Origin of the sequence: Paenibacillus solanacearum, assembly GCF_910593845.1 — a bacterium.
Classification (GTDB): Bacteria; Bacillota; Bacilli; order Paenibacillales; family NBRC-103111; genus Paenibacillus_G; species Paenibacillus_G solanacearum.
In genome coordinates, this window is sequence record NZ_CAJVAS010000033.1 from 33727 (window position 1) to 59758 (window position 26032).

The following is a 26032-nucleotide window of genomic DNA, read 5'->3' on the forward strand; positions in this document are numbered from 1 at the left end:
TCATCCGAAATTTTCCCGCAAAAGATATTCACGTATTGGAGGAAGGGGATACCTATATGAAAACCGATCCGCCGAACAGCGGAAAACCGCTTAGCGTCCCGCAGCCGATCCGGGCTGACAGCGCAGGAGGACCGGATCTGGGTCCTCGCGATGTGATGCGGGACCTAGAAAATCCGGATATGCTGGTCCCTCCGGTGACGGATGCCGGACTGCTCCCGAATTTGAAGATGTCGTTCTCCGACACGCATATGCAGCTCAATTCGGGAGGCTGGTCCCGAGAGATCACGGTCAGGGACCTGCCGATTGCCACGACGCTTGCCGGAGTCAATATGAGCCTGACCCCGGGAGGCGTGCGCGAGCTGCACTGGCACCAGCAGGCAGAGTGGGCTTACATGATTTGGGGCGGTGCGCGCATTACCGCGATCGACGCGAACGGGCGTAATTTTATTGCCGACGTCGGACCGGGTGACCTGTGGTATTTTCCGCCGGGCCTGCCGCACTCGATTCAAGGGCTGTCGGAAGGCTGCGAATTTTTGCTCGTATTCGATGACGGCCATTTTTCCGACCTGAACACCTTGTCGATTTCCGACTGGTTCGCGCATACCCCCAAGGACGTCCTGTCCGCCAATTTCGGCGTCCCGGAAAGCGCATTCGACGCCATCCCATCCAACCAGGTGTATATTTACCAGGACCATCCGCCGGGCCCGCTGGCCAGTCAGGAAGTCGCTTCGCCCTATGGCACCGTGCCGCTCAGCTGCAGCCACCGGCTGCTGGCGCAAACGCCGCTGCAAACGTCCGGCGGCTCCGTGCGCATTGCGGACTCGACCAACTTCCCGATCTCCAAGACGGTCGCCGTCGCTCTCGTCGAGATCAAGCCCGGCGCAATGCGGGAGCTGCACTGGCATCCGAACAACGACGAGTGGCAGTATTATCTTACCGGTCAGGGACGCATGACCGTCTTCGCCGGCAACGGCGCGGCGCGCACCTTCGATTACCGGGCCGGCGATGTCGGCTATGTACCGTTCGCCTTCGGCCATTATATTCAGAACACCGGCGATGACACGCTCTGGTTTCTGGAAATATTCAAAAGCGACCGGTTCGTCGATGTATCCTTAAACCAGTGGATGGCCCTAACCCCGAAGCAGCTGGTGGAAAGCAATCTGAACGTCGGGCCCGAGCTGATCGAGCGGCTGCAAAAGGTCAAGTCGCCGGTCGTCAAGCATCCGGGCTTTACTTACTACCCCAAGTGAACGCCGCGATCGCATACGGCTGCAGTACAGCGGACTCCTTGTGGCATTCCAGTGAAATGTACTGCGGTCATCCCTTTACCCCGCGGCGCTGTGCCGCGGCTGAGAGGCGGTCAACGGCCGTCTGACGAACAGAAGGAACAAGATCAGCGAAATGACGACGGAAATGCTGCTTATTGCAAACAGGAACGGGTAACCGGCGTATTGGGATACCCACCCGAGCACGATGGACCCGAGGCCGATGCCAAGATCGAAGGCGGTCATGTAGGTGGCCGTCGCCGCCCCTCGTTTGTCCGGATCGGCCAGCCGCAAATTGGCCGCTTGCAGCGCCGGCTGGGCTGAGCCGAATCCGATGCCGTACAATACGGCGGCCAGAATGATGCCGACCAGACCTGCGGCAGCGCTTAACGTGAGCAGCGCCAAGCCCGTGACGATCAGTGAAGGCACGATGACGTAGGCCGCTCCCTTCCGGTCGGCCAGCTTGCCGGCGACGGGCCGGATCGCGGTAAGGGCGAGTGCATAGACGAGGAAGAACGTACCCGGATTCACCTGGATCGACTCGGAGAACAGCGGCACGAACGCCGTAATCCCGCCGTATACGACGGCCAGGAAGAACGTTGCAGCCGATACGGGCAGCACCGATTTCTCGAATAAGGCGATGCGTCCCGCTCCCGCTTTCGGCTGGAACGGGATTTTTGTTGCATACGCCACAAGCAGCGCGATGGCGGTGCTTGCCGCGGCGGCGAAAAACAATACGCGGGAGGAATGGTTGTTCATCAGCCAGATCCCGAGCACCGGGCCGATCGCCATCGCCCCGGTCATCGCCATGCCGAACCAGCCCATTCCTTCCCCGCGGCGGCTGGCCGGGATAATATCCGTGATCGTTGTGCCGACCGCGGTGGTGGAGAACGCCCAGCTAACGCCGTGCAGTACCCGCAAAGCCAGGAGCGCCGCAATGCCGGCGATCCAGTCGTACGCATACATCGACAGCGCAAAGACGAGCAGCCCCCATATCATAAACGGCCGCCTGCCGTACCGGTCGAGCAGCCCGCCGACGATCGGCCGGAACACGACGGCGGCCAGCGTGAATGCCCCCGCCGCCAGCCCGACCTGCGACTCGCTTCCTCCAAGCTGCTTAATGTACAGCGGCATCGTCGGCAGCAGCAAATATAAAGCGGTAAACAAGAACAGCATCGCGACGGTCATCTGAATAAACGGCCGGGTCCATAACCGCTCCATCGTTATTCCTCCCCTTCGATTCGCTTGATTTCCTGCGTCACCCACGAGATATCCGCTTCGCCTACATGCAGCCGGTGGTCAAAGACGCGCAGCAGCTGGACGCGCTGCATGGCGGGCTCCGGCCGATGCTTCAGCAGCTGGGCTTCGAAGTTTTTCACATAGGTTCGTATCGCCTGAAGATGGGCCAAATACTGCTTCAGACAAGCAAGCCGAACGTCCTTGGTCACATACTGGAAATAAACCATCTTGAAATTTACGAGACGCTCGCTGTCCGCATGGGATTCGATCGGTTCCACCATCAGCTCGTGAAACCGGGCGCGGCCGGCCTCTGTCAGCGCATATACCTTCCGCAGTCTCCCTCCTTCCGACTCCTCCTCGTGCCGAAGCAGAATGAGTCCGCTGTCTACAAGACGGGACAGCAGCGGGTACAGCGTTCCCGAGCTGATCTGCCGACCGGGTCCGGCAGCGTTCTTCAGTATTTCCTGCAGCATATAGCCATGCTTCTCCCCCGTCATCAGCTCGCCCAGCACAAACAATTCGTACATCTCATACCTCCTCATATATGTCGAATCGATATATGTTGCCGATACATGAATTATATGTCGATCCGACATATGTGTCAACAAACAAAGAACCTCTTGAGATGATGCTCCAGAAAGATGCCCCGCGTAGCGATGAGCAATAAACGGATGACTCCCTCTCCCTTTCTTTCCTGCATATATAACTGCTCAACCTAACTGTATCGATACAGTTGCCGTAATCCTGTATTGTTCGAACCTGCGTTTCGTCATACGATGGCGTTACCGGATCGCCGATTGCCTGCGCCAGCGCAATTCCGGTGTCCATTGGAAAGGAGGACTGATTCAATTGCTATTGCCTCAAGAAAAGAAGCTTGCTTATGCCATGGTTGTCGTGAACGCTTCGATTATCGGCCTATCGTTCTTGTTTACGAAGATGGCGCTGGAACATGCGAGTCCGATCGATACGTTGGCATTCCGGTTCGCCCTATCGTTCGCCGTCATGTCGATCCCGGTCTTGCTCGGCCAGGTGAAGCTGCAATATCGCGGTAAGCCGACAGGCCAAGCGCTGCTGCTGGCCGCCGCCTATCCGCTCGGGTTCTTTACGTTCCAGACGTACGGGCTGAAGCACGCCTCCTCTTCCGAGGGAGGCATCCTGTATGCGTTCACTCCGGTGCTTACCCTGCTGCTCGCCTCCGTTTTTTTGAAAGAAGCGACCACCTTGCGGCAGAAGCTGTCCATTTTCTTGTCGGTGTTCGGTGTGGTGTTCATTTTTACGATGAAAGGAAGCGGCATCGACTGGTCGAACGTAACGGGGATATTGCTGCTGTTCTTGTCGGGCCTTGCATTCGCCGGTTATAGTGTGCTGGCCCGCTCGTTGCTTCGAACGTTCAGCCCGGCGGAAATTACATACTTGACGCTCGGCGTCGGCTTCGCTGCGTTTAGCGCCGTAGCGCTTGCCGGTCACGCCGCCGCGGGGACGCTTGGCTCGTTCGTCGCCCCTCTTGCGTCAGGCGGCTTCCTCGTCTCAATCGGCTATCTCGGGATATTGTCCTCGCTTGTGACCGCCCTGACGGCGAATTACGCCTTGTCGAAGATGGAGGCTTCCCGGATGAGCGTCTTCTCCAATTTGTCCGTCGTCGTCTCCCTCGCGGCGGGAGCCTTGATTCTCGGCGAGAACATCACATGGTACCATGCGATCGGATCGGCGCTCATTCTTGCCGGCGTGACCGGGGCGAATATGCGCTCCCGCCGAAACAAAGCGAAGCCGCGCGCCGCCACGCCGACTGGATAAAGGGTTCGTGCGGCAGGAAACAATAACAATCAGCAAGTCAACCCAAGCTTAAGGAGCTGAATCATTTCTATGTCATCCACCCTAAAAGCCGATTTTTTCGAAGTGGTCCGGGAACGTCATGCCGTCAAGCAGTACGACCCCGCGTTTACATTAAGCGAGCAAGAGATTCTGGAGCTTCTGGACATTGCCGGCAGCGCGCCGTCGGCATGGAACCTGCAGCATTGGACGTTCCTCGCCATCACCGATCCGGCAGCCAAGCAAAATCTGCTGCCTATCGCGTACGGGCAGCAGCAAGTCGTCGACGCCTCCGTCGTCGTTGCCGTGCTCGGCAATTTGCAGGCGAACCGGAATGCGGAAGCGATCTACGGCCCCGCTGTGCAAGCCGGTCTGATGCCGGAAAAGATCAAGACGGGCCTGATCGAACAGATTGACTACGCCTATGCCAACATCCCGACCGTGCCGCGCGATGAAGCGATCCGCAATGCTTCATTTGCCGCTATGCAGCTCATGCTCGCGGCAAAAGCGAAAGGGCTCGACTCTTGCCCGATGGGCGGGTATGATGCCGCCCGATTCGTCGAGACGTTCCATGTTCCGGAACAGTACATACCGGTTCTGCTCGTCGCAATCGGCAAGGCGGCCGCTCCGGCCCGCCCATCCGGACGTTTCCCGGTAAGCCGTACCGTCGTCTGGAATCAATTTGGGGACTAAGCGCTAGACTGATTCCAATATAAAACCAGCGGCAGACCACAAAATTTAAGGTCGTGGGCAGCCGCTGGTTTATTGAACGTATTCGCTTTTTATTGCTCCGGTTCTCAGACGGACATCTTCTGCAACTGCGCTTCGAGCCGGTCGAGATTTTGCTCGTTGGCCGGAGCGGCGATATGCTTGATGGCGCTATATTCCCTTGCGTTTTCGAACAGCTGGCGCCAAGTCAGTCTGGTCTGGCCGCCAAGATCCTCGAAGATTGCCGTGAGCTGAAAATAAGGTGCGCCAAGATGCCGCAGCACGATCCGTTCAGGCCCGATTTCGACAAATTCGCTTTTGTTGGGATAATCGACTCCGTTCGGTCCGTGCATCACAAACTCCCATTTCCCTCCCGGCCGTAAATCAAATGTGTGAAACGTATTCGTAAACCCGTTCGGACCCCACCACTGCGCCAAATGCTCGGGTTTTGTCCAGGCTTCGTAAACTAGAGCGGGAGAAGCATTGATCACCCGCGTGTTTACAAATTCACAATCTTCCGCTGCGCTGATTTCGCGATTTGCCGCATGTTGTTCCGTCATTCCTGTTCCTCCTATGCATGGTAAAGTAGGTTAAACGCTCTCCAAATGACAACCAGCTCGTCCAGCATTCCTGCCGTGCAGCTAAATTATAAAACATGACGTTACGTCAAGTGCAAGCGTCGAAATCTCAATAGCGCATTTACTTGCGGCGGTACGCTCGCTCATGGAATCGCGTAATGCTGCGAAACAGCGTCTCTCCGTCCTTCGGCAGCGGGCTTGTCTCGTCGAAGTTGCAATACATCGCCTGATAAGGCTCCGGCACCCAGATGTACTGATGGATATAGTCAGTGAGATGGAAGCCGTTCGCCTCCCAGAAGCGGATGCGCCGGCGGTTCGCCTCTATCTGGTCGGACTCCACTTCAACGATGATTCCCCTGCACTGCGCGTCTGTGAGGCGCGACCACTGCTTGATGCGATCGAGCATGTATCCGCCATAGCCGCTGCCGCGCATCGTTTGACGAACCGCCAAGTAATCGATGATCAGGGCATCCGCTTCCCGGTCGAATCCGGTAAGCGCCATACCGACCGTTTCCTGTCCTTGCGCGATGGTGTGAAGCTGGCACATTCCTCGTTCAAACATGCGGCGAATGATGCCGCGGTTTTTTTTGCCGTCACCGGGGAACGACTGCTCGTATATTGGCTCCGCAGCGTCCCAGCGGGCTTCATCCCACGTATCCGTCACGTGATACGTCGCCTGGTCCAAAGCATCCACAGCTGTCCCACCCTTTCGGAATCGTCTTCCTTTCAGTATAACATCCCGCGGCACAGATTACTCCGACTCTAGCGCCGCCTCCCGCTCCGGCGTCCCTTGGCCCGCCGCTTGAACGCGATCCCACAGCCGCCTTGTCCTAACGTAGCGCAAGCCGTCAAATTCCATCCTGTACACATCCGGCTTCGTCGTGCCAAGCAAAAATTCCAAGCCGAACCGCTTGTCATAATGCCCCATCATCAAGGTCATGACGGCGCCGTGCGTGCCGATCGCAATGGCGCGCCCTGGATGCGCCGCGAGCAGCTGGTTCAGGACGGCCACCGCCCGCTTCTGGCAGTCGCTGTTCGATTCCCCGCCCGGCAAAGCATAGCTCGGATCGGAGAACGACTTCTCCAGCATCGGCATCAGCTCCTCATCGGGCATACGGACGTCTTCCTGCGTAAAGATACGTTCCTTCAAATCTTCAATAATCGTAATCGGCTGCCCCGCTCTCCGGGCCAACGGCTCCATCGTCAATGCAGCCCGCCGGTACGGACTGGAGACGAATACGTCGATTCCCTCCTCCGCCAGCGCATCGGTCAATCGCGCCGCATCGGCGTGCCCCCGGTCCGTCAGTCCTCTTGTTCGCTCCGTGCCTTCTGCCTTCGGCGATTCACCGTGGCGGATCATATACACATACGTTTTCATCGCAGCCTCTTCTCCTATGAATAGATATCGTTCGTTGATATGGATTCGGGTAACCCGGTCCAAGTTGATCCCGTTACGGTTCTAATGATACGGATTACCGGCCGTCGATAAAGTGAAACTCGCAGAGGGCGATTTTCCTATTTTCATGGATTCGCACTCCTGCGCACAACGCCAAAAAGCCGCCGTCTCAATCCCGGCAGCCCAATCGCTTATTCCTATAGTGCCCTCTTGTCCGAGGCAGCTATGTCCCGAACCTTTGGCGGTACCCGCATCTGCGGCATAACGACTCGACAGCCTCCCTGCGGGAAAAGCCGTCTACGAGCGCATTCGCCCGCTCTCCCTCTACAATATCGGAGAAGGAGGCCTGATGAAGATTGCCCAGCCGGATGACGCCTTCCCCATCCAGGCAGCACGGCACGACCGTCCCGTCCACGAGAATGGCAGCCTGCGTGCGAAGCGCATGGCAGAAGCCTTTGCCGTCATCTTCGGGAGCCGTCAAGCTGGGCCACTGGAATTCATAGTCCTGATTCAAGTAGACGCGGTCGGCGACTTTTAAGCCCTCGCCCGGCACGACCTTCTCTTCGATCTTGTAATCGAGACCGAATTCCTTCTCGATCACTTCAAGCGTTTGGCGGTTCCGCTTCCGCTGCAAGTTGGTCATATTGTCCTGGGTCAAATTCCACAGACGGAACGAGAAGATGATCTTATGCTCCGCCCCTTCCCGCACGAACGAAAGAATTTCCCGTAAATACATTTCCCGGTTAGTCGAGCCCTCATGCCCGTCAAAGCTGTGCAGCGAGAAATTCATCTGCCGCAGCGCCGGCTTGCCAAGCAATTTATGCCGGTTTTTCGCGATCAGCGTCCCGTTGGTCGTAATATTGACCTTGAACCCTTTCTCATGGCTGAGATCGAGCAGCTCGTCGATTCGGGGATGAAGCAGCGGCTCTCCCTTCACGTGAAGATAAATATAATCGGTATGCGGCTTGATCTCGTCCAGCCGTTTCGAGAAATCCTCCGTTGTAATGAAATTGGCCTTGCGCTCCGTGGGCGGGCAAAAGCTGCAGGCAAGATTGCAAATGCTCGTAATTTCTATATATACCTTCTTAAATGTTTTCAAAGCGATTATCCCCGTTCCAGATGATTCGTATTTATAAGTTCGATGCTTGCGCATGCCTTTTCATCATAACATGGGGGACCGCTACAAGAAACGGTGCATTTTGCAAAAAAACCGGAACCGCTCTAGCAAGCGTCCGGCCGCAGCGCCGCGCCTCACCCTCGTCCGTGCAGCGGAGGCATGCATCTTGCCGGGCCGTCGTGGGAAAAATAAGCAATATTGCCCTTTAAGTGCCAGCCCGTTTCTGCTATATTTATACATTAATTGACACCGTTCGGAAGAGGAGGGCTTATGATTCGAATAAAGTTCAAAGCACTCGTGATTACATGCCTGATCAGCATCATGATGATGTTCAACACAGCCTGGTTCCATCAAGCGATTGCGCAAGCCTCGGACGCGAATAAAGCGACAGTACTCGCTTCCCTGCTGAACGTACGCAGCGAACCGGATCAAAAGTCGAAGATCGTCGGGACTTTGGCGCGAGACACCTTGGTATCTTACTCCCAAGAATCGTACGGATGGATCAAAATCAGCTCCGGCCGCGTCTCCGGCTGGGTCGCGGGTTATTACCTGCAGAAAGTGAGCGCCGCCGCCGAAACGGACAAGCGTCCGAAGACAGCGACGATTTCCCAAGCGAAAAGCTCCTCAGGGCTGAAGGGAAAACTCATCGTCATCGATCCCGGACACGGAGGCATCGATCACGGCGTCATCGGCACCAAATATAAATCCAGCGAGAAGACGCTGAATTTGAATACGGCCCGCTACTTATCCGACCTGCTTCGGCAAGCCGGAGCGCAAGTCATCCTGACCCGCACCAGCGATAAGGACAACCCCGCGCTATCGGAAAGAGCGGAAGTCAGCAAGAACAAACGGGCCGACGCCTTCATCAGCATTCATTACAATGCGTCTCCGAAGCCGGTGAACGGAACGCTGACGTTCTATTATTCGAAATCGAAGGACGAGCCGCTCGCGAGAACCATCGAAGCCCAGCTGAACAAGTCGCTGAAGCTGAAGAGCAACGGCATCTCGTACGGCGACTATCATGTGCTGCGGGAAAATGAGAAGCCGGCCGCGCTCGTGGAGCTCGGCTTCCTGTCGAATCCGAAGGACGAGGTGATCGTCCGTACGGCCGATTACCAGAAGCAAGCGGCGGCTGCCATCGCCGCCGGCTTGAAAGACTATTTTACGAAGTAGGATACACGAACCGGTCGATCCGCGATATTTTCTCCTCCGTAAGCGGCCCGGCATTATCGAAATACAATATCGATGCTTCGGGAAGCGGCCATTTCAGTTCACGCCGCGCCAGCGTGCGGCTGAATTCATCCCAGTTGTCCAGCTTCCACGCGTCAATCGGCGAACGCCTGACCTGAATCCGCTCGCGGTAATGCTCCGCATCCGGAAGATAGACGCAGGCCGCCTTGACGTCCACGTCGCCTAGCGAAGCGCCGATTCGCGCCAGCTCCTGCTCCAGCCATGCCGGGTCGTCCGTCTCCTTCGTGAACGGCCCGACGACATAGGCGTCCATCCCCAGCTCCAGGTTCTCCAGAGCGGCATCCATCGTCAGACGGTAGCCCAAGTCGCGGCAGCGCGTCTTGTACACCGGCGAATCGCGATCGTTCGGATCCAGACCCGAAAACGACATGATCGCCTCCGCCGCAGGCCGCGACAACGTATCCATATCAAAGAAAGCCGCCCGGCGCTTCTTCGCCAGCGCTTTGGCCAGCGTCGTCTTCCCCGCGCCGGCTGCTCCCAGGAAAAAAACAAGCTTCCGCATGTCAACATCCCCATCCTAATTGAATTGTACGTCCTTCCCCTTACCCTTCCGCCACATCTGCTCCCAGTTCGGAGGCAATCTCCAGCATCTTCGGGATGACCGCTTCGTTCGTACCCGATACGTACAGATCTCCCTGATAATGCCGGAACGGGATGCTCGCTTCGCCGCAGCGCCACATGAAGAAATCGCCCTCGATGGAGACGCGGGTAGCGCCTTCGATCGTATATACGCTCGTATACGTAAAGTCGGGCTTGGTTTCAAAATATTGCTTGCATTCATCCAGCGTGATGGATGCGCTCGCGCCTTCCTCTTCCCGAAATGCTCTTGAAATCCGATAGCGTTGACTCATTGCGATCGTATGCCTCCCACAACCCATTCATAATGTTTGGATTCGTTCCGCCAAGCTTGGCGTTTCGCCTCATTACGATTGTAACGACTGCAGCCTTTCGCGTAAAGGCGTCCGATCTTCTCCGGGACAATGTGCATATGCCCAGCCAACCGCATAGGCTGACATCAGCAATAACCGCTGAGAGGAGTATTCCGCATGTATTATGATTACACCCGTCCTTCGTACGACGGGCAGTTGATTCGGCAAATCGAAAAAGCGATTGACGGCGAGTATACCGCTATCCTGTGTTATGAGCATATGGCAAAGCTCGCTCCGGACGAAAAGCAGCGCGATCGGATTCTTGAAATACGTAAAGACGAAATTCGGCATTTCCATACGTTCTCGCACCTCTATGTCACATTAACCGGCAACCATCCGAAGCCGCAGATGACGGAGAAATGTCCCGATACTTACCGGGAAGCCGTACAAAGCGCATTCAAGGACGAACAGGAAACCGTCGATTTTTATCTGGAGATTTCGGATTCGGCGAGAGACCCTTACATCAAGGAAGCATTCCGGCGCGCTGCGGCGGATGAACAAAATCACGCCGTATGGTTCCTGTCCTTTCTTACGCAGCATTAAGCGATTGCCCACGTAATGATGCCGCATCGGCTGCGCTGGCGTATACTCGCCCCTTCCGCCTTCAGGTTGCCGGCAGCAGGGGCGAAGCTTCCCCGTCATACGTCAGCGCCAGCTTGTGCATCGCCCGGGTGCAGGCGATATAGAGCAGGCTTCGGTCCAGCTCTGTCGCATAATTGCCCGCATCGCAATAAGGCACGACGACCTGGTCGAACTCCAATCCCTTCGCCATATGCGCGGAAGCGATAAGGATGCCCTCGCGGAATTTCTCGCTGTTGAAATCGAGCAAGCAAAGGCCGTCGTGCTGATCCTTCAGCTCCCGAAACAGCCGCTCCGCCTGATCCTGCGTTTTGCACACAAGGAGCAGCGACCGGTGCTCCGACTGCAGAAATTGACCGATCGCCGTTCCGATCGCCGCCAGCTGCCCTTGCGCATTGCCGGACGCAATGATTCGGGGGCTGTCGCCATGCCGCTCTACCGGAATCATCCGGCTGTTCGGATGGATTTGCCGCGCAAACTCGATAATTTCGAACGTCGAGCGGTAGCTCTTGACCAATTCGACGGTATCGGCTTCGGGAAACACCTGCCGGATCTCGGCGAGCGATGAGGACGAGTAAGGGTTGACGGATTGGTTGGCGTCCCCGAGAATCGTCTTTTTGCACGGGAACAGGCGGGCGATGACGGCGTATTGCACGGCGGTGTAATCCTGCATTTCGTCCACCACCACATGCTTGATCGAATCAAAGCCCTGCACGCCTTCCAGCAGCATTTTCAAGTAGATCGCCGGAAACACGTCGCCATATTCCAGCGTCTTCGGCCCGAGCAGCTTGAACTGTTCCGGCTGGCCGATATATGTGTACAAATCTTTATAGAGCGAAAGCAGGTTCAGCGTCTTGAACATCTTCTTGATCGCGTTTCTGACTTTGCCGGCCGCCGCCGGCTTTAATTTATTTCCGTCCTCGTCTCTGGCCGCTCCGGCGACGATCAACGCTGTCTTCTCCAGCCTCGGCTTGACGGGCAGGCTGCCCGCCGCAACGTAGGCGCTCACAATGTCTTCCTTGGCAATCGTTACGGAAGGAAACGATACATCAACCGGGACGAAATACGCTTCCGCGCAATGCCGCGCAAACTGTTCGATCGAGTGAACGAAGGACAGGCCGGCTTTGAAACGGATGCGATCAATCAAAGCTTCGTCGGCGGATACGGTGAGCCGGGACACCTGCTCTGCGAACGTCTGGAACCTGCATATGCCGTCGAGCTCGCCGGCCGCCAATTCATCAAAGCCGGTCTCCAGGATCTTCTCTTCCCCCAGCTCGGGAAGGACGCTTGAGATATAGTCGGAAAACACTTTGTTCGGGGAGATGATGAGAATGTTTTGCGAGCTGATCGTCCCTTTGTACCGATACAGCAGGAAGGCAACCCGGTGCAGCGCGACCGACGTTTTCCCCGAACCGGCCACCCCCTGAATAATCAGCTCGCGGGAATGCTCGTTGCGGATAATCATGTTTTGTTCCTTCTGGATCGTCGCTACGATATTCCTCATCTTCTCGTCCGAGACGCGGCTGAGCTCCTTTTGCAGCACCTCGTCGTTAATGTGCATCGCGCTTTCGATCATATATTCCAATTCGCCGTCTATAATCTTATACTGCCGTTTCAAGCGGATCTCGCCTTCCACTACGCCTTCCGGCGCGTCATAAGCGGCCCGGCCCGCGTGGTAGTCGTAAAAAAGGCTCGCGACCGGCGAGCGCCAGTCATAGATCACATTGCGCCGGCTGTCCTCCTCGCCGAACGAATGCACGCCGATATAATAGGCATCCGCTTCCGTGCCGCCAGCGGTCATAAAGTCCACCCTTCCAAAATACGGGGACCGGATGAGCTTCTGCAGCCTCCGATGCCGCTCTACCGCTCGTTCGCCTTGATCGATCGCAAGCGAGATATCGACCCGGTTGGCTGCCCGTTCCGCCGGATCGAGCCCGGCCCTGTTCGCCCAAACGTACGTCTTGGCTTCGATCACTTCAACCCGGGTCGCATCGATTTGGTTCTCGATCGTTCGCAGCGCATCGTGAAGCTTGGCTGCGACCTCCTTCACGTAGGCTCGTTCTTCCGCTTCCGTTGAATGAATGGTCATGCAGATCCCTCTTTTCCTCGCAAGAATAGGGATAAGTATAGAGGAATCCGCAAAAAAGTATAGACTTATACTTTCCGTTGTAGTATTATATTTTAATCGTGGGTCCAAAATAAAATATACATTATTTTCCAATAACACAATAAAAAAGCCGCCATACACAGGAATTCCTGCTGTATAGCGGCTTTTGTGCTTCGCGAATGCGGCAGCCCTCTTATCGGCTCTCTTCTACAAACGTAATGACGGACATGATCTTTCGGATATAACGCGGCAAAAAGTATGCAGTCGGAAAAGCGATCAGGAAGGCGATTCCCCAGGACGAAAGCCATCTCTGTATATAAAAGGAATGAATTCCCGCATTAATCAGCATCGCAAAAAATGAAATAATGCATGACATCCCCAGCGCCATTAAAAATGTAAACGTAAGATGCTCGTATTTCTTATGCAGTTTCAACTGTCATCACCTCGTTTTTGATGTAATCGCAGAACGCCGATGGCCCTGTTTACTTTTCTTTAACGGTAATAGCTTACTGCCGAATGCCGAAATCTGTCAAGAAAAATGTCGAATTTTGTAAAATATGTACAAAAATAAAACACGCCGGCGTGCGGCATGTTCCGTCATTCGTTGCAGTCCCTATCGATCCCGTGCTCCGCTAGGCCTTAGGCTCCATGTGATCGGCCAATTCGACCAGCTTGCTGATCGTTTTCCAATTGCGCGTCGTCGTCGCGACACCGAGCTTCTCCACTTGGACTGCCAGCTTCGAGTTGCGGATGCTGCTGCCGAACAACAGATAGACGTCCCTGCCCTCGATCCGGTACTGGTCATTCTGGAAGTCAAACGCCTTCAGCTTGTCCACCCGCTCTGTAACCGGCTCGCGCCCGAGCATGGAGACATGCAGGCACTCGCCCTCCGCCGACGCCTGCGCTTCGCTGATTTGCGCCGCCGTGAAAGGAAGCTTCTCCATGATTCCTCTCATTTCCGCTGCCGTCCGCAAAATCACATGGAGCGAAATCCCGAACGTCCTGTCGATTTCCTGCTCGATCCGCTCACGCAGCGTCTCCTCCGTCTCGTCCGATTCGAACAAGATGTTGCCGCTCTGAATGTAGGTCTGCACCCGGGCAAGACCCAGGCTTCCCAGCGCTTCCCGCAGCTCCGCCATCTTGATCTTGTTGTGGCCGCCTACATTGATCCCGCGCAGCAATGCAATATGGATGGTCATGGGCAAATTCCTCGCTTTCCCGTTTTCACGTTCGTTAAGCCCCAGAATACCACAAACTTCAGGGGCCGTATTGTAAAAAGACGACAGCCCTCCGCCTTACTTATGCCGTGCTTTCTCCGGATTGCCCCGGGCTGCCTTCAACTGCTTGAGCGCCGCCAGCGTCGAGCCCTTCAAGGCAGGAGCGCCACTGTACTTCGGCGTACCGATAAGCTGCGACGTATAGATGCCCGTATGTCCGGAGACGACGTAGCTGACGAGGCACGCCATAAACATATAAATCGCGCCGCCTGAGCCGAACAACTCGATCCCCATAAGGAAGCATGCGATCGGCGTATTCGTCGCCCCGCAGAACACGGCGATAAATCCAAGCGCGGCCAGAAACGGCCCATACAGTCCCAGTATGGAAGACAAGGCGTTGCCGAGCGTCGCCCCGATCGCAAATAAAGGCGTCACCTCTCCGCCCTGGAACCCTGCTCCCAGCGTGAGCGAGGTGAATACCAGCTTCCACAGAAACGCCAGCGGCGCAACATCCTGCTCGAACGATTGCTGAATCAGCGGAATGCCGAGCCCCAAATAATCCCGCGTTCCCACTGCATAAACAAGACCGATGACGACCACGCCGCCGGCCGCGCTTCGCAAGACAGGGTTCGCGAAGACCCGGGCATACCCGCGCTTCAAGGCATGGGTCAGCTCGCTGAAGGCGACGCTCGCCAGGCCGAACAGCACGGACGCGATCATCACTTTGCCCAGCACCGCCGCGGTCAGTCCGGGAACGGCGCCGGCGTCGTAATGAAGATGCGCCACGCCCCAGAGCTTCGTCGTGACCAGGTTCCCGACGAAGCTGGCGACGAAGGCGGGAACGAGCGCTTCGTGGCTGATCACGCCGATTGCGAGCACTTCGAGGCCGAACACCGTACCGGCTAACGGGGTGCCGAAGATCGAGCCGAAGCCGCCGCTGATGCCGCAGATCAGCAGCAGCCTCCGATCGGCTGCGTTCACCCGCAGCAGCTTGCCGAGCCATTCGGACAAGCTGCCTCCCATTTGCACAGCCGTGCCTTCCCGGCCAGCCGAACCGCCGAACAGATGCGTCATCAGCGTCCCGAATAGCACCAGCGGCGCCATACGCAGCGGAATCGTTTCGCCGCCGCCGTGAATTTGCTCCAGAATCAAATTATTGCCCTTTGCGCTATTTTTGCCGTACGCGGCATACACATAACTGACAATCGCGCCGCCGACCGGCAGTAAGAACAACAGCCAGGTATGCTCCATTCGAAGTCCGGTGACGTAGTCCAGACTAACAAGAAACAGCGCCGACGCGGTTCCGGTCAACATCCCTACGCCACTGCCGAGAATGATCCATTTGATAAGTGCATACCATCGCGCCATCGGCCGCCCAAACCTTCCCCCGTCGTTTGCGTTCTGCTCTTCCACATTTTCCATAACGTGCGCCGCTCTCCTTCTTGTTATACGTCTGAAAATAAACAGACTCCTACCAGCAAACATACGCTGGTAGGAGTCATTAGCCTTCGCAGGCGGTTATGGCGAACTCCATCGCCTTATGAACTTGATTTTCATTATATTGAAAAACAATCGACCCGTCAATGCTCTATGCATGCTTTATACATGCCGCAGTTTCTCGGGATTCGCTACGCTATAGATCGTTTCGATCCGCTGCTGGCGAAAGGCAAACGAAAATATATATTGCAGCCCGTCGTCGGTCATAAGCCGGATGCCCGGCATCCCGTTCACAAGCTCGAACGTGTACCGCATTTTGCCCGCATACATTTGAAGCAAATTTTGCAGCAAGGCGGCAACCCGCTGCAGACCGGTGATCGGCACTTGAGCCGCTTTGACTTTGCCGCCGCCGTCGGAATAGAACACCACATTTTCGCTTAACAGCTCGAGCAGCTTGCCTGTGTTGCCCTGAATCAAGGAGTTGACGAACTCCTTGATCTGCCGCTCCGCCACGGAAACGGGCGGCACATGCTCCGGATCGAAATGGATGCTCTTCTGGGCGCGATGAAAGATTTGCCGGCAGTTGGCGCTGCTCTTTCCGATCATATCGGCGATTTCGTCATACGAATAATGGAAGATTTCCCGCAGCAAAAATACCGCCCGTTCTACCGCATTCAACTGCTGCAGCAGCAGCAGGTACGCCGTGGAAATCGTTTCTTTTTGCAAATAGATGTCCGACGGGTCCGCCATTGCGGCGCCCGTCGGAAGCAGCGGCTCCGGCAGCCACGGACCGACGTACAGCTCTCGCTTTTTGGCGGATGAGCGCAGCAGATCCAGGCAGCGGTTCGTTACGATTTTGTACAAAAACGCCCTTTCATTGCGAATGGAAGCGGCGTCGGGCAGCTGATCATAAGCAATAAACGCCTCCTGTACGATGTCTTCCGCATCCATGACGCTGCCGAGCATCCGATAAGCCATCGAAAAAAGAGGAGTTCTGTAAGCTTTATATAGCGTCTCTGTGCTCATGGTTAGGTGCCCTCCCGGTATCCTTGTGCGAGAGTATATGCTGCACGGCTCGTTTGGCGCTTGCCGTCGCCGCATCGACCAGCATCTCGCCATGCGTCGCCCATTCCCCGGCCACGTACAGCCCTGCAATTTCAGGAACGGCCGGTCCCGGGCTCTCTACGCGTTTCATATGCATAAAATCATGGCAAACCGTCATTCGGGGGAGGAACCGCTTCTCTACGAGCTCGCTCCGCCAGCCCGGCTGAACGAGATCCAGCGTTTGTTCCAGCTCAAGCAAATCTTGTTGGGGATTCGGGTCTGTGCCCTGATACTTCAACAGTGAAATCACTTGCGCGCCATCGTCGCTTAAGTAAGCCGCGCGGGACTGGTTGCTAAGAAACACGGTCTGGTCGATGCCGTACGCAAATTGCTGCTTCGGCTTCGGGAGACGCCGCAGCGCTACATCCAAACAAGCCGTCGTAATTTCAATCGCTTGTTCTTTCCACGTATGCAGCGCCGTCGCTTCCGCCTGTGGCACAAGCCGATAAGCGGCGGCAGGCGGCATAGCGAGAATAATATGGCTGGCTTCCGCTTGCGTTCCGTCCTCGCACAGGAGGTGCCGCACGGCGCCGCCGCGATGCCCGACCGAAATGACCTTGCTGCTTGTTGCGATTTGAACGCCATGCTCCAAGGCGATTCGGGTCAATTCATCGATCATTGTACCCCAGCCCCGATCGAGATACAACACGCCTTGAAGGGCGTTTTTCAGCTGCTGCAGGACAGGACCTGCCGCTTGCAAGTCCGGCGCGGCCGCAAAGCTTGCCGTACGCAGCAAAGAATAAAAAATATGGCGTACCATAGGATCATGCACGCTATGCTCCATCCATTCACGGAGACTCATCCGGTCATATGCGCGCATATCCAGCTTGCCGAATTTGGCAAGCCATCCGGCAAGCTCCACTTTGCCTTTCAAGGAAAGCAGCGGCGTACCGAGCAGTGATCCGATCCCCATGGGAAATGTGCTTACTTTTCCTTTCCAAATGCCGAGCGCCTCCGTCGAAGGCTGATTGCCCTGCAAGCGGACTCCCAACTCGCGGAACGTCGTCTGCGCATCGCCAAAGTACAAGGCATGGCCGCCCAAATTGAAATAGGCTCCGTTGATTTTGTCGGTAACGGCTCGCCCGCCGAGCCGCTCCCGCTTCTCCATGACAATCGTCCGCTTTCCCGCCTTGGCCGCATAGATCGCTGCGGTTAACCCGGCAATGCCTCCACCTGCAACAGCTACGTCGTATTTCATCATCCAACTCATCCCTTTCGGTTTTGTACCGGTATGACGGGCAAGAGGAGCCGGTTGTGACAACATCATAAAAAAATGTTTGAAGCTGCGTTATTGCTGCACCCTTATAACAAACAAACTCCTACCAGCAAACTTATGCCGGTAGGAGTCTATGGCCTTCGAGGACGGTTATGGCCTTATCGTCCGCTGCGATGACGTATTAATGCATCGGATTGACGGCCGCGCGATGAACGATGACGCGTCGAATAAAGAACGCTGTGGCCAATCCGATGACCGTCACGGTCATCGCGAATGAAAATACATGCTGGGAGCCGAACGTCATGGCATTAGCCAGTTCCGTCTGCTCATTCGGCGAAGGCGATTCGCTAAGATACTTCTCCATGCCGTTCGTCAGGATGCTGATGGCCACCGCGGTACCGATGGCGCCTGCGACTTGCTGCAGCGTGTTCATGACGGCCGTGCCGTGCGGGTACAGCTCCGGCGGCAGCTGGTTCAAGCCGTTCGTCTGCGCCGGCATCCATACCATGGAAATGCCGATCATTAAGCCGATATGCAGCGCAACGATGAAGGCGACCGACGAAGCGGGCGTAATCCCCGAGTAAAACCACAGCGTCGCCGCGACAATAATAAGACCGGGAATAACGAGCCATTTGGGCCCGTACTTGTCAAACAAACGGCCCATCTTGGGCGATAAAATCCCGTTCAGCGCGCTGCCCGGCAGCAGGATGAGTCCTGCGGCGAACGCAGATAATTTCATACCCTTTTGCAAGTACATCGGTAAAATAATCATGCTCGACAATATGATCATCATACAGGACAGCACCATCAGAAGCCCGACGATGAACATCGGGTATTTGAAGACGCGCAGGTTCATCATCGGCTCGCGCATAAAAATTTGCCGCAGCGCGAACACCGCGAGCGCCGCCAGTCCGATGGCAATGGACACGGTCACGACAGAGCCGGACCACCCTCCCCCGCCTTCTCCCGCTTTACTGAATCCGAACACGACGCCGCCGAAGCCGATTGTGGAGAACAATACGGACAACAGATCGATCCGCGGCTTCGTGACTTCTGTGACATTTTCCAAATATTTGAGTCCTACCAGCAGCCCAATGACCAGAAAAGGCAAGGAGAGCCAGAAAATATAATGCCAAGTCAAATATTCGATCAGCAGTCCGGCTACGGTCGGGCCGGTTGCCGGCGCAAACATGATGACGAGGCCGACGAAGCCCATCGCGGCTCCGCGCTTCTCCGCCGGATACACGACCAGTATCGTATTGAACATGAGCGGGATCAGCAGCCCCATGCCAATCGCCTGCATAACGCGGGCGACCATCAGCATCTCGAAATTAAACGCGAGCGCTGCGATCAGGGTACCTGCGATCGAGCTGGCGAGTGAGCCGATAAACAGCTGCCTCGTCGTAAACCACTGCAGCAGCAATCCGGTCATCGGCATCAGAATGCCGAGCGTCAGCAGAAATCCCGTTGTCAGCCACTGCGCGGTCGACGCGGAAATCTGGAATATCTCCATCAAGTTGCTGATCGCAATGTTGAGCGCCGTCTCGCTGAACATGCCGACAAAACCGCAAATCAGCAGCGACGCCATAATGGCCTTCGTGTTGTATTGCTTCATACTTCCACTTCCTTTTCCGAAAAATCTCTCTATATAAAATATTTATCTGTTACAACATAAAGGTTCCTTCCATTCAAGTCAATACCCGAGATCGTTATAAACAAACTTTACCGGTTCACGCCGGAGCGGCCCTGCTTCGCTTGGGCACGGTACTGCCCGGGCGTGATTCCCGTCCATTTCTTGAACGCGCTCTGGAACGCGCTGGGCTCCGAATAATGCAGCGCATAGGCGATCTCGCCGACGGAATATTCCTGCCGCTTCAGATAGCTCATGGCCAGTTCCATGCGTACTTTGGCGGACAGATCGTTAAAGGAAGTACGTTCCAGCTTCAGCTTGTTTTGCAGCGTTCTCGGACTCGTCCGGAACGATTCCGCCGTCTGCTGCAGCGAAGGGACATACAGCGGTATGCACTGCTGGATCCACCGGACGATCTGCTGCGAGAACAACCCCGACTGCGTCAGCTTCGCCTCCGTCTCCTGCGCAATGCTTTCGAACAGGCGGAGCAGCTTCGCATCCGAATACAGCACCGGATACGCCAGCACCTCGGCGCTCATGCGCAGGATGTTCCCCTCACAGCCGAACTGCGGCGCGAGCCCGAACACCGGCACGTACGGGCTCGCATCGCTCGGGGCGTCATGAGCGAATTGCACGCCGCGCAATCCAATGCGCCGGTCGCTAAGGCGGAGGATCAAGTGATAGACCGACGCTGCCATATCTTCTACGCAATGGCGGGACATCGGCCGCGAATGCTGCAAGAACAGCCGGAGCAGCAAGTCGTCTCCCTGCACTTCCCGCGTCAGCTGGAATCCGCTATACACGATGGCGTTGTACCGTTCGTATGCATCCAGCGCATCGGCAATCGTGGGCGAATGCATCATGACATAGCCGAGAATGCCCAGATCGACGAACTCCATCACCTGTCCCTGATACAGTCCGAAATGCTCGTCTTCCGTATATGCGGCGGCCGCCAGCATCAGCCGTTCCAGCTCCTCCGCCGGGATGCGCGCTTCCGCGTCCTGGAGCAAACGTTCATCGAACGAGACGTAACGGCAAAATGCCCCCGTGTCAACTCCTTTGCGCACCAGCGTCTTCATGATCGGATATACCATCGAAGCGGCCACTCCCGCATCTTTCAAAATGGAACCCCTCCTTGCGCGAATTCGCATGTTTTTTGCGTCATCGATCATTCATTTATAACAGGCAGACCCTTACACTGAATATATCGTTTCCCGCCTCACCCATCATATCGCAATTCAGCGCAAAGATCAGCGATCATCCGCTTGACCGCGCTTTTTCCAAGGAGGAATATCCACATGAAACCGAAGATCGTCATTATTAACGGACATCCCGATCCGCACAGCTTCTGCTCCGCGTTATCCGACGCTTACCGGGCTGGCGCGGCCGACCGCAGCGCCGAGGTGCACACCATTGATTTGAGCCGAATCCGCTTTGATCCGATTCTGAAATACGGTTACCGGCAGCGAACGGAACTGGAGCAAGATCTGGTGGAGGCACAGGAGCACATCCGGCAGGCGGATCATCTCGTCTTCGTCTACCCGACCTGGTGGGGCACGATGCCGGCCATTCTGAAAGGCTTCATCGACCGCGTCTTTTTGCCTAGCTTCGCTTACAAATACCGCGAGCATTCCCCGTTGTGGGATAAGCTGCTGACCGGTAAAACGGCGCGCTTGATCGTGACGATGGATACGCCGTCCTGGTACAACCGGTGGATTTATAGGCATGCCGGACACCGGGTGATGAAGCATAACATATTGCAGTTCTGCGGAATTACGCCGGTGCGCATAACCGAAATTAGCGCCGTTCGGCCATCCACCGATGCGCAGCGCGCCAAATGGCTGGAGCAGGTGAAGCGGCTCGGGGCCAAGCTGGCGTAACGAGCTCAGCGATGTACCGGGCGCTGCCTATGTACGACGCTGCACCGCACCCCGCTCCAGCGCATGACAAACGCCGCGGCGTCGAACGCTGCGGCGTTAAGTCTTAAATCGGGCCAAGCAATGGAGCACGACCTGTCCAGCATTCCATCATGTGCGCTCATGCGAGGAAGCGCGCTGCCGTCAAACCCGGTAATGATCGGCGCGCCAGCGCGTAATGGATTTCTTGATCTCATCGGGCGACATGCCCGTTTCGGCCGCTTTCGTGCAAAGCGCCGGAAAGGCTTCGTCTTCGGCGAAGCGCAGCGCAATGATCTGCTTCATTGTCAGCCTGGCATCCAGCGGCTTGCCCGCTAAGAACATGTGCCGAAAATTCTCTTCCTGCCGAATGATGCGGTCTTGAAGCTTGAGCGCATACGTGCGCACAAGCACGGCAAGCAGCACGACGCAGACGGAAAGACCGAATAGCACAACGGACGCATAGCTGAACCGGTCCTTGATCAAGTACACGACCGACGCAATCCATACGATCGGCGCGATCAGCATCACTCCAAAATGATACAAAGGCGAAAACATTTTATGATTCCGATAGCTCTGCTCTTGCGAACCGCTCACGAAAATTCCTCCCACTATTAAAGTAATGTTTTTCCCTGCTATCTCACTCATTCTCATCATTACAACTTTGACAGATTGAGAGGTGCCGGTATTGAATGTGCGTGCTTGACTGATTCAGCCTCTTTCTTTCATTTTACAGGAAAAAACGGTTTTTTTGTGTTTATTTTTTTACATTCAACAAAAACATGGCGTCCGGCAGTCAGTTTTCACTGACACCGCAGATTCAAGTGAAATAAAGTATATTTCACATGAAATAATAGTGTATGTTCAAGTAATAATGCGCTTTGTATGATGAAATAAAATATGTTATCTAAACCAGAATATGGAGTCCGGAATTCAGTTCCCGTCGTTTTGTAAGCGTTGTCACAACTGGGCAGCATGTTGAAAGGAGGTGAATAAGGATCATTTAGGGGAAGCTCCATCGATCGAGCCCATACGATCGTTGATCCAAATCGAAAAGGAGATGAGGATGTCATGAAAGCAAAATGGAAAATGAAGGCGGCAATGGTTGTACTGCTTTGTATGAGCCTGTTTGTATTACCGATGGTATTATCTGCAGCTGCTCCTACGGAAGCCGGTGTCTATTTTATTAACCTCGGCGGTAAAGGGAATGCCACTCTAGTCAAAACAATAAGCGGCACTACGGCCAGCTACGGGCTGGTTGACACAGGAACGAGTGCGGATTTCACAACCTATGTAGCGCCATACTTGACCTCCGTACTTGGATCGGCCAAATTGTCTTTTATTGCTCTCTCCCATTTGGATGCGGATCATGCAAATGGTGCGCAGACTGCGATCGCGAGCTTTGCAGATTCAAACACAACGCTTTATATAAAGGACGTAGCCAGCCCTACCTCCACTTACCCTGATGAAGCCAGTGTTGGCACTAAAGCGGATACGATCATAGCAGCAGCGAAAGCGAAAAGCATGCCAATCGGGAAAATCAAGCCGTATGAAGCTTTCGCTAACAGTGTAACGTCCTTGTCGCAGATTCAAACTTTACCTGCTAACAACTTTAAGGCGAAGGTTGAGTTGTTTACCAAAAATGCACAAGGAAACTATGTGTCCTCCGGTATGTATGACAGTATTACGTTTGGGAAATATACAATGACATGGTTTAACGGGAACAACTGGAATCATCAGCCTATTATCGAGCAGCTGTCTGGACAATGGGATGAAAACTTGAACGCGACAACGTTGCTTTTGAAATGCACAACAAGTACTGGAAAAGTGTTCAGTACCTATCTAGGCTCCGACTTGGGCGAGAACAGCAAACAAAACTATTCTTATGAAGTTGGCCATCGAGTCGAGCAAGTCATAGGAAACGTAAGCGTCTATCAGGTTGCACACCATGGTTACTATTTCAGTCTGAAGCCGAATACGATCGACAGCACGCTCAATCCCAAGTATGCCATTGTCACGAACAACTATAATGATCTCATATACAGGTATTATACAAACAAAAATATAACGAATCCGACATCAACGGATTTGACGAATGCGACCAGCACGCTGAAGGAAACGTTGAAAAGCACAGTGCTGCAGAAAATGTACTTTTTAGGCGGTAAAGGAAGCGGCACCGATTATCGGATCATCGAAGCCTTGAAGGCAAATGACTATGCGCTTCTTAACTGGACCGGGACAACCATTAAGTCAGGGAATGTACATGTTGAATTTGGCGGTAATGATATTACGGTTACCCAGCCTTAGAAATGGGAGAGGAAGGCTGCCCAGCTAATGGGCAGCCTCCTACTCGATCGATGAGGTGCCAAGCGCCTGTAACGGGGGCGGTCTCATAACCCCACAGCTTCTTGTACGCCTCGGACGGCAGAAACTCGTCTCCCCGTTCCTTGAGCATCGCTTGCAGCTGCCCATCCAGCTGCCGTTCGGTTCGAAGCCTAGCTTTCGAGATTCCACGCCGGATTCCAGACGATTTCCCACAGATGGCCGTCCGGGTCTTGAAAATAGCCGGAGTAGCCTCCCCAGAAAGCGTCATGCGGCGGATCCGTGATCGCAGCTCCCGCCTTGGCGGCCAGCTCCATGATCCGATCGACTTCTTCCTTGCTGGCGACGTTGTGACCGATCGTCATTTCGGTAGCGCTCGAAGCCGTCAGCGGAATTTTCGCTTCATGCGCAATATCCGCGCGCTTCCACAGCGCCAGCTTCACGCCCGCCTGCAAGTCGAAGAAAGCGACCGCGCCATGCTCGAACTCCGTCCCGATAATGCCCTCCGTCGGCCATCCCAAGCCGTCGCGGTAAAATTTCACCGCTCTTTCCAAATCGTCCACGCCTAAAGTTAATACTGTTATTCGCGGCTGCATAAGTTCCATACCTCCTGCCCATTTGAACGCAGCTCAACCGAACGAGTAAACCATCGCACGGATGGCTTTCGTTCCTCATCGCGCTGGCTTCGACTCTATTGTACATGCCCTCCACCGCACCGGGATTGTAAAAAACGGACAAGTTGGCCTTCGCTGCATCTCCTGTGAATCACGTTGGCCCTATCGTGAAGGCTACGGTTTACAAATGAACATGCCCGAACCTTTACTGATGTGAAGCTTGCCGCCGGCCTGCGCCATTTTCGCGTCGATAAACTGTTTAAACTCGTCTGCGCGGCCCGGGTCCAGTATCGTTCGACCGGAATCCATCCCATTTAAAGAGAGCACGTATTGGACGATGGCCTCCGAATCCGTAACCGATAGCGCATCGTCGTACAAGGCAAGCCGTACATCTCCGAATACTTCGAGCAGCTGGTCTTGGCCGTTGTCCAAGGAAAACTGCGATTCCAGCGTTCCCAGCACTTTCTCATACTGGGAATCCGGATCAAACGCAAGGATCATTTCCTTCAGCTCAACCATATTGCGGCCGCCTACCGTGCTGGCGTAAAACGTTCCTTCCGGCTTCAGCACACGCTTGATCTCGAGCAGTGCTTTCTTTCTGTTCTCCACATGATAAAGCATATGATTGGCAATCACGATATCGAAGGCTGCATCGCCATACTGGAGTTGTTCGGCATCCGCTACCTCGAAGCGAATCTTTTTCCCCGGACCGGCAACATTCTTTTCGGCATCCTGCAGCATGCCGGGGGAAATATCGGTAACCGTGATGTCCCACTGCTCCGGCAAGCGGGAGGCATTCGCCATCCACAGCAGCCCGTTGCCCCCGCCCAGTTCCAGCACGCTGGCCGGTCCTGCCTGGAACAGCTGATCAAATACCCATAACGGCCACGGGTATTTGTTGGTGCCGAACGTCTGATGCAGGTAAATGCGCGCATTGAATTTTCCCGAGTTCGCATATTGATTGTGCTGGAGCCGGTTTTTACTTTCCTCCGTCATCAGGTGACACCCCTTCGATTGGATCGGCCGCAAGCCGCCATGCGCTCATCGAGTCGGCGAGACGCAGCAGCTTGTCGGCAAGAACCTGAATATCTTCATCGTTCCAATCCTGCAAAATAAGTTCCAAGCCGTCGATGCTCTTTTCGAGAAAGCCCAGCAGCACCTCCTCGCCCCGATCCGTTAGCCGGATCAAAGCGGATCGAAGATCCTTAGGGTCGGGGACGACGGTAATATGCCCCGATTGCTTTAGAGCCTGAATTCGCCGAGTGACGGAGGACGGGTTAAAATCAAGCTCGCTCGCAATGTCCGTCAATCGCATGGACTCCCGCTGTCTGACGAGCATCAATATTTCAAACGCCACCCGGTCCAAATCGGATCTTCGATTTTGCGCATGCTGGAATTCCTTCACAAGCCTTAAGGTGCCATACGCCAGCTTTTGCAGCGCCTTGCGGTCTTTCGCCATCAAGTTCACTCCCAACGAGCACATCATGTCATATTGTCAGTATATTTTATTTGTTTGCACAAAGCAAATAAATTCTCGACTTGACTCTCCCCTTGGAGGAGGCTATAAGCTGTCTCCGATACAATCGTTAGGAGGAAAGCCGGAATAAACCTTCGCCGGT

General features: G+C 55.1%; 27 protein-coding genes and 1 riboswitch. Of the genes, 7 read left to right on the top strand and 20 right to left on the bottom strand.

The window, feature by feature from the left end; genetic code table 11:
- The first annotated feature begins 56 nt into the window (after positions 1-56).
- Entirely contained in the window at positions 57-1250 is a 1194-nt protein-coding gene (locus KXG62_RS25205; RefSeq protein ID WP_218094791.1) for an oxalate decarboxylase family bicupin, read from the top strand.
- Between the two features lie 75 nt (positions 1251-1325).
- On the opposite strand, the gene KXG62_RS25210 is transcribed toward KXG62_RS25205, so the two are convergent.
- Positions 1326-2486 carry an MFS transporter gene (locus KXG62_RS25210; protein WP_218094792.1) on the bottom strand — a complete coding sequence of 387 codons (1161 nt, stop codon included), beginning with the start codon at positions 2484-2486 and terminating at the stop codon, positions 1326-1328.
- 2 nt (positions 2487-2488) lie between these two features.
- Complete coding sequence (locus KXG62_RS25215; RefSeq protein WP_218094793.1) at positions 2489-3031, bottom strand: PadR family transcriptional regulator; 543 nt, start codon at positions 3029-3031, stop codon at positions 2489-2491.
- 358 nt (positions 3032-3389) lie between these two features.
- Here KXG62_RS25215 and KXG62_RS25220 point away from each other — a divergent pair, with 358 nt between their 5' ends.
- Together KXG62_RS25220 and KXG62_RS25225 are read left to right on the top strand one after the other, a co-directional pair.
- Positions 3390-4298: a DMT family transporter gene (locus KXG62_RS25220; RefSeq protein ID WP_218094828.1), complete on the top strand. Its 909-nt coding sequence runs from the start codon at positions 3390-3392 to the stop codon at positions 4296-4298.
- Positions 4299-4367: 69 nt separating this feature from the next.
- A complete protein-coding gene (locus KXG62_RS25225) occupies positions 4368-5006 on the top strand; it encodes a nitroreductase family protein (RefSeq protein ID WP_218094794.1) in 639 nt (212 codons plus the stop codon).
- Between the two features lie 104 nt (positions 5007-5110).
- Here KXG62_RS25225 and KXG62_RS25230 read toward each other — a convergent pair whose 3' ends face one another.
- From KXG62_RS25230 to KXG62_RS25245, 4 genes are all read right to left on the bottom strand, one after another.
- Entirely contained in the window at positions 5111-5581 is a 471-nt protein-coding gene (locus KXG62_RS25230) for an SRPBCC family protein (RefSeq protein ID WP_218094795.1), read from the bottom strand.
- Positions 5582-5720: 139 nt separating this feature from the next.
- Positions 5721-6293 (bottom strand): GNAT family N-acetyltransferase, encoded by a 573-nt coding sequence (locus KXG62_RS25235; protein ID WP_218094796.1) that lies wholly within the window; start codon positions 6291-6293, stop codon positions 5721-5723.
- Between the two features lie 57 nt (positions 6294-6350).
- Positions 6351-6977, bottom strand: a complete 627-nt coding sequence (locus KXG62_RS25240; protein ID WP_218094797.1) for a histidine phosphatase family protein — start codon at positions 6975-6977, stop codon at positions 6351-6353.
- A gap of 241 nt (positions 6978-7218) precedes the next feature.
- Entirely contained in the window at positions 7219-8094 is an 876-nt protein-coding gene (locus KXG62_RS25245; protein WP_218094798.1) for a radical SAM/SPASM domain-containing protein, read from the bottom strand.
- 288 nt (positions 8095-8382) lie between these two features.
- Between KXG62_RS25245 and KXG62_RS25250 the strand changes: the two genes are divergently transcribed.
- Positions 8383-9285 carry an N-acetylmuramoyl-L-alanine amidase gene (locus KXG62_RS25250; RefSeq protein ID WP_218094799.1) on the top strand — a complete coding sequence of 301 codons (903 nt, stop codon included), beginning with the start codon at positions 8383-8385 and terminating at the stop codon, positions 9283-9285.
- Here the strand turns inward: KXG62_RS25250 and KXG62_RS25255 are convergent.
- Complete coding sequence (locus KXG62_RS25255) at positions 9275-9865, bottom strand: P-loop nucleotide/nucleoside kinase family protein (protein WP_218094800.1); 591 nt, start codon at positions 9863-9865, stop codon at positions 9275-9277. The genes KXG62_RS25250 and KXG62_RS25255 overlap by 11 nt on opposite strands.
- Positions 9866-9905: 40 nt before the next feature.
- Positions 9906-10214 carry a hypothetical protein gene (locus tag KXG62_RS25260; RefSeq protein ID WP_218094801.1) on the bottom strand — a complete coding sequence of 103 codons (309 nt, stop codon included), beginning with the start codon at positions 10212-10214 and terminating at the stop codon, positions 9906-9908.
- A gap of 195 nt (positions 10215-10409) precedes the next feature.
- On the opposite strand from KXG62_RS25260, the gene KXG62_RS25265 reads away from it, so the two are divergent.
- The gene (locus KXG62_RS25265; protein ID WP_218094802.1) at positions 10410-10835 is read left to right on the top strand and encodes a ferritin-like domain-containing protein; all 426 of its coding nucleotides are present in this window, start codon (positions 10410-10412) and stop codon (positions 10833-10835) included.
- 61 nt (positions 10836-10896) lie between these two features.
- Here KXG62_RS25265 and KXG62_RS25270 read toward each other — a convergent pair whose 3' ends face one another.
- From KXG62_RS25270 to KXG62_RS25305, 8 genes are all read right to left on the bottom strand, one after another.
- Complete coding sequence (locus KXG62_RS25270; RefSeq protein WP_218094803.1) at positions 10897-12960, bottom strand: HelD family protein; 2064 nt, start codon at positions 12958-12960, stop codon at positions 10897-10899.
- Between the two features lie 211 nt (positions 12961-13171).
- Complete coding sequence (locus KXG62_RS25275) at positions 13172-13411, bottom strand: DUF2798 domain-containing protein (protein WP_218094804.1); 240 nt, start codon at positions 13409-13411, stop codon at positions 13172-13174.
- 199 nt (positions 13412-13610) lie between these two features.
- Entirely contained in the window at positions 13611-14177 is a 567-nt protein-coding gene (locus tag KXG62_RS25280; RefSeq protein ID WP_218094805.1) for a DUF1697 domain-containing protein, read from the bottom strand.
- Between the two features lie 96 nt (positions 14178-14273).
- A complete protein-coding gene (locus tag KXG62_RS25285; protein WP_218094829.1) occupies positions 14274-15563 on the bottom strand; it encodes a voltage-gated chloride channel family protein in 1290 nt (429 codons plus the stop codon).
- Between the two features lie 117 nt (positions 15564-15680).
- Positions 15681-15742, bottom strand: a riboswitch (Fluoride riboswitch).
- Between the two features lie 52 nt (positions 15743-15794).
- Entirely contained in the window at positions 15795-16658 is an 864-nt protein-coding gene (locus KXG62_RS25290) for an RNA polymerase sigma-70 factor (protein ID WP_218094806.1), read from the bottom strand.
- On the bottom strand, positions 16636-17937 hold the full coding sequence (locus KXG62_RS25295; protein ID WP_218094807.1) for a phytoene desaturase family protein: 1302 nt from the start codon (positions 17935-17937) through the stop codon (positions 16636-16638). The genes KXG62_RS25290 and KXG62_RS25295 overlap by 23 nt, the downstream gene beginning before the upstream one ends.
- A gap of 196 nt (positions 17938-18133) precedes the next feature.
- A complete protein-coding gene (locus KXG62_RS25300; RefSeq protein ID WP_218094808.1) occupies positions 18134-19567 on the bottom strand; it encodes an MDR family MFS transporter in 1434 nt (477 codons plus the stop codon).
- Between the two features lie 107 nt (positions 19568-19674).
- The gene (locus KXG62_RS25305; RefSeq protein ID WP_246627634.1) at positions 19675-20703 is read right to left on the bottom strand and encodes an AraC family transcriptional regulator; all 1029 of its coding nucleotides are present in this window, start codon (positions 20701-20703) and stop codon (positions 19675-19677) included.
- Between the two features lie 177 nt (positions 20704-20880).
- On the opposite strand from KXG62_RS25305, the gene KXG62_RS25310 reads away from it, so the two are divergent.
- On the top strand, positions 20881-21462 hold the full coding sequence (locus tag KXG62_RS25310) for an NAD(P)H-dependent oxidoreductase (RefSeq protein WP_218094809.1): 582 nt from the start codon (positions 20881-20883) through the stop codon (positions 21460-21462).
- A gap of 180 nt (positions 21463-21642) precedes the next feature.
- Here the strand turns inward: KXG62_RS25310 and KXG62_RS25315 are convergent, their stop codons facing one another.
- A complete protein-coding gene (locus KXG62_RS25315) occupies positions 21643-22074 on the bottom strand; it encodes a DUF6526 family protein (protein WP_218094810.1) in 432 nt (143 codons plus the stop codon).
- Positions 22075-22548: 474 nt separating this feature from the next.
- Here KXG62_RS25315 and KXG62_RS25320 point away from each other — a divergent pair, with 474 nt between their 5' ends.
- On the top strand, positions 22549-23784 hold the full coding sequence (locus tag KXG62_RS25320; protein ID WP_218094811.1) for a ComEC/Rec2 family competence protein: 1236 nt from the start codon (positions 22549-22551) through the stop codon (positions 23782-23784).
- Positions 23785-23972: 188 nt separating this feature from the next.
- On the opposite strand, the gene KXG62_RS25325 is transcribed toward KXG62_RS25320, so the two are convergent.
- The 3 genes from KXG62_RS25325 to KXG62_RS25335 all read right to left on the bottom strand — a co-directional run bounded on the left by KXG62_RS25325 (position 23973) and on the right by KXG62_RS25335 (position 25872).
- Positions 23973-24395 (bottom strand): VOC family protein, encoded by a 423-nt coding sequence (locus KXG62_RS25325; RefSeq protein ID WP_218094812.1) that lies wholly within the window; start codon positions 24393-24395, stop codon positions 23973-23975.
- Between the two features lie 192 nt (positions 24396-24587).
- Positions 24588-25409: a class I SAM-dependent methyltransferase gene (locus KXG62_RS25330; protein ID WP_218094813.1), complete on the bottom strand. Its 822-nt coding sequence runs from the start codon at positions 25407-25409 to the stop codon at positions 24588-24590.
- Positions 25393-25872, bottom strand: a complete 480-nt coding sequence (locus tag KXG62_RS25335) for a MarR family winged helix-turn-helix transcriptional regulator (RefSeq protein WP_218094814.1) — start codon at positions 25870-25872, stop codon at positions 25393-25395. The genes KXG62_RS25330 and KXG62_RS25335 overlap by 17 nt, the downstream gene beginning before the upstream one ends.
- Positions 25873-26032 lie beyond the last annotated feature (160 nt).

Excerpts from the sequence above, each read along its gene's own strand:
- KXG62_RS25205 (WP_218094791.1), top strand. The coding sequence starts at position 57 with ATGAAAACCGATCCGCCGAACAGCGGAAAACCGCTTAGCGTCCCGCAG.
- KXG62_RS25210 (WP_218094792.1), bottom strand. The coding sequence starts at position 2,486 with ATGGAGCGGTTATGGACCCGGCCGTTTATTCAGATGACCGTCGCGATG.
- KXG62_RS25215 (WP_218094793.1), bottom strand. The coding sequence starts at position 3,031 with ATGTACGAATTGTTTGTGCTGGGCGAGCTGATGACGGGGGAGAAGCAT.
- KXG62_RS25220 (WP_218094828.1), top strand. The coding sequence starts at position 3,390 with ATGGTTGTCGTGAACGCTTCGATTATCGGCCTATCGTTCTTGTTTACG.
- KXG62_RS25225 (WP_218094794.1), top strand. The coding sequence starts at position 4,368 with ATGTCATCCACCCTAAAAGCCGATTTTTTCGAAGTGGTCCGGGAACGT.
- KXG62_RS25230 (WP_218094795.1), bottom strand. The coding sequence starts at position 5,581 with ATGACGGAACAACATGCGGCAAATCGCGAAATCAGCGCAGCGGAAGAT.
- KXG62_RS25240 (WP_218094797.1), bottom strand. The coding sequence starts at position 6,977 with ATGAAAACGTATGTGTATATGATCCGCCACGGTGAATCGCCGAAGGCA.
- KXG62_RS25250 (WP_218094799.1), top strand. The coding sequence starts at position 8,383 with ATGATTCGAATAAAGTTCAAAGCACTCGTGATTACATGCCTGATCAGC.
- KXG62_RS25255 (WP_218094800.1), bottom strand. The coding sequence starts at position 9,865 with ATGCGGAAGCTTGTTTTTTTCCTGGGAGCAGCCGGCGCGGGGAAGACG.
- KXG62_RS25260 (WP_218094801.1), bottom strand. The coding sequence starts at position 10,214 with ATGAGTCAACGCTATCGGATTTCAAGAGCATTTCGGGAAGAGGAAGGC.
- KXG62_RS25265 (WP_218094802.1), top strand. The coding sequence starts at position 10,410 with ATGTATTATGATTACACCCGTCCTTCGTACGACGGGCAGTTGATTCGG.
- KXG62_RS25270 (WP_218094803.1), bottom strand. The coding sequence starts at position 12,960 with ATGACCATTCATTCAACGGAAGCGGAAGAACGAGCCTACGTGAAGGAG.
- KXG62_RS25280 (WP_218094805.1), bottom strand. The coding sequence starts at position 14,177 with ATGACCATCCATATTGCATTGCTGCGCGGGATCAATGTAGGCGGCCAC.
- KXG62_RS25285 (WP_218094829.1), bottom strand. The coding sequence starts at position 15,563 with ATGGCGCGATGGTATGCACTTATCAAATGGATCATTCTCGGCAGTGGC.
- KXG62_RS25290 (WP_218094806.1), bottom strand. The coding sequence starts at position 16,658 with ATGAGCACAGAGACGCTATATAAAGCTTACAGAACTCCTCTTTTTTCG.
- KXG62_RS25295 (WP_218094807.1), bottom strand. The coding sequence starts at position 17,937 with ATGATGAAATACGACGTAGCTGTTGCAGGTGGAGGCATTGCCGGGTTA.
- KXG62_RS25300 (WP_218094808.1), bottom strand. The coding sequence starts at position 19,567 with ATGAAGCAATACAACACGAAGGCCATTATGGCGTCGCTGCTGATTTGC.
- KXG62_RS25310 (WP_218094809.1), top strand. The coding sequence starts at position 20,881 with ATGAAACCGAAGATCGTCATTATTAACGGACATCCCGATCCGCACAGC.
- KXG62_RS25320 (WP_218094811.1), top strand. The coding sequence starts at position 22,549 with ATGAAAGCAAAATGGAAAATGAAGGCGGCAATGGTTGTACTGCTTTGT.
- KXG62_RS25325 (WP_218094812.1), bottom strand. The coding sequence starts at position 24,395 with ATGCAGCCGCGAATAACAGTATTAACTTTAGGCGTGGACGATTTGGAA.
- KXG62_RS25330 (WP_218094813.1), bottom strand. The coding sequence starts at position 25,409 with ATGACGGAGGAAAGTAAAAACCGGCTCCAGCACAATCAATATGCGAAC.
- KXG62_RS25335 (WP_218094814.1), bottom strand. The coding sequence starts at position 25,872 with ATGGCGAAAGACCGCAAGGCGCTGCAAAAGCTGGCGTATGGCACCTTA.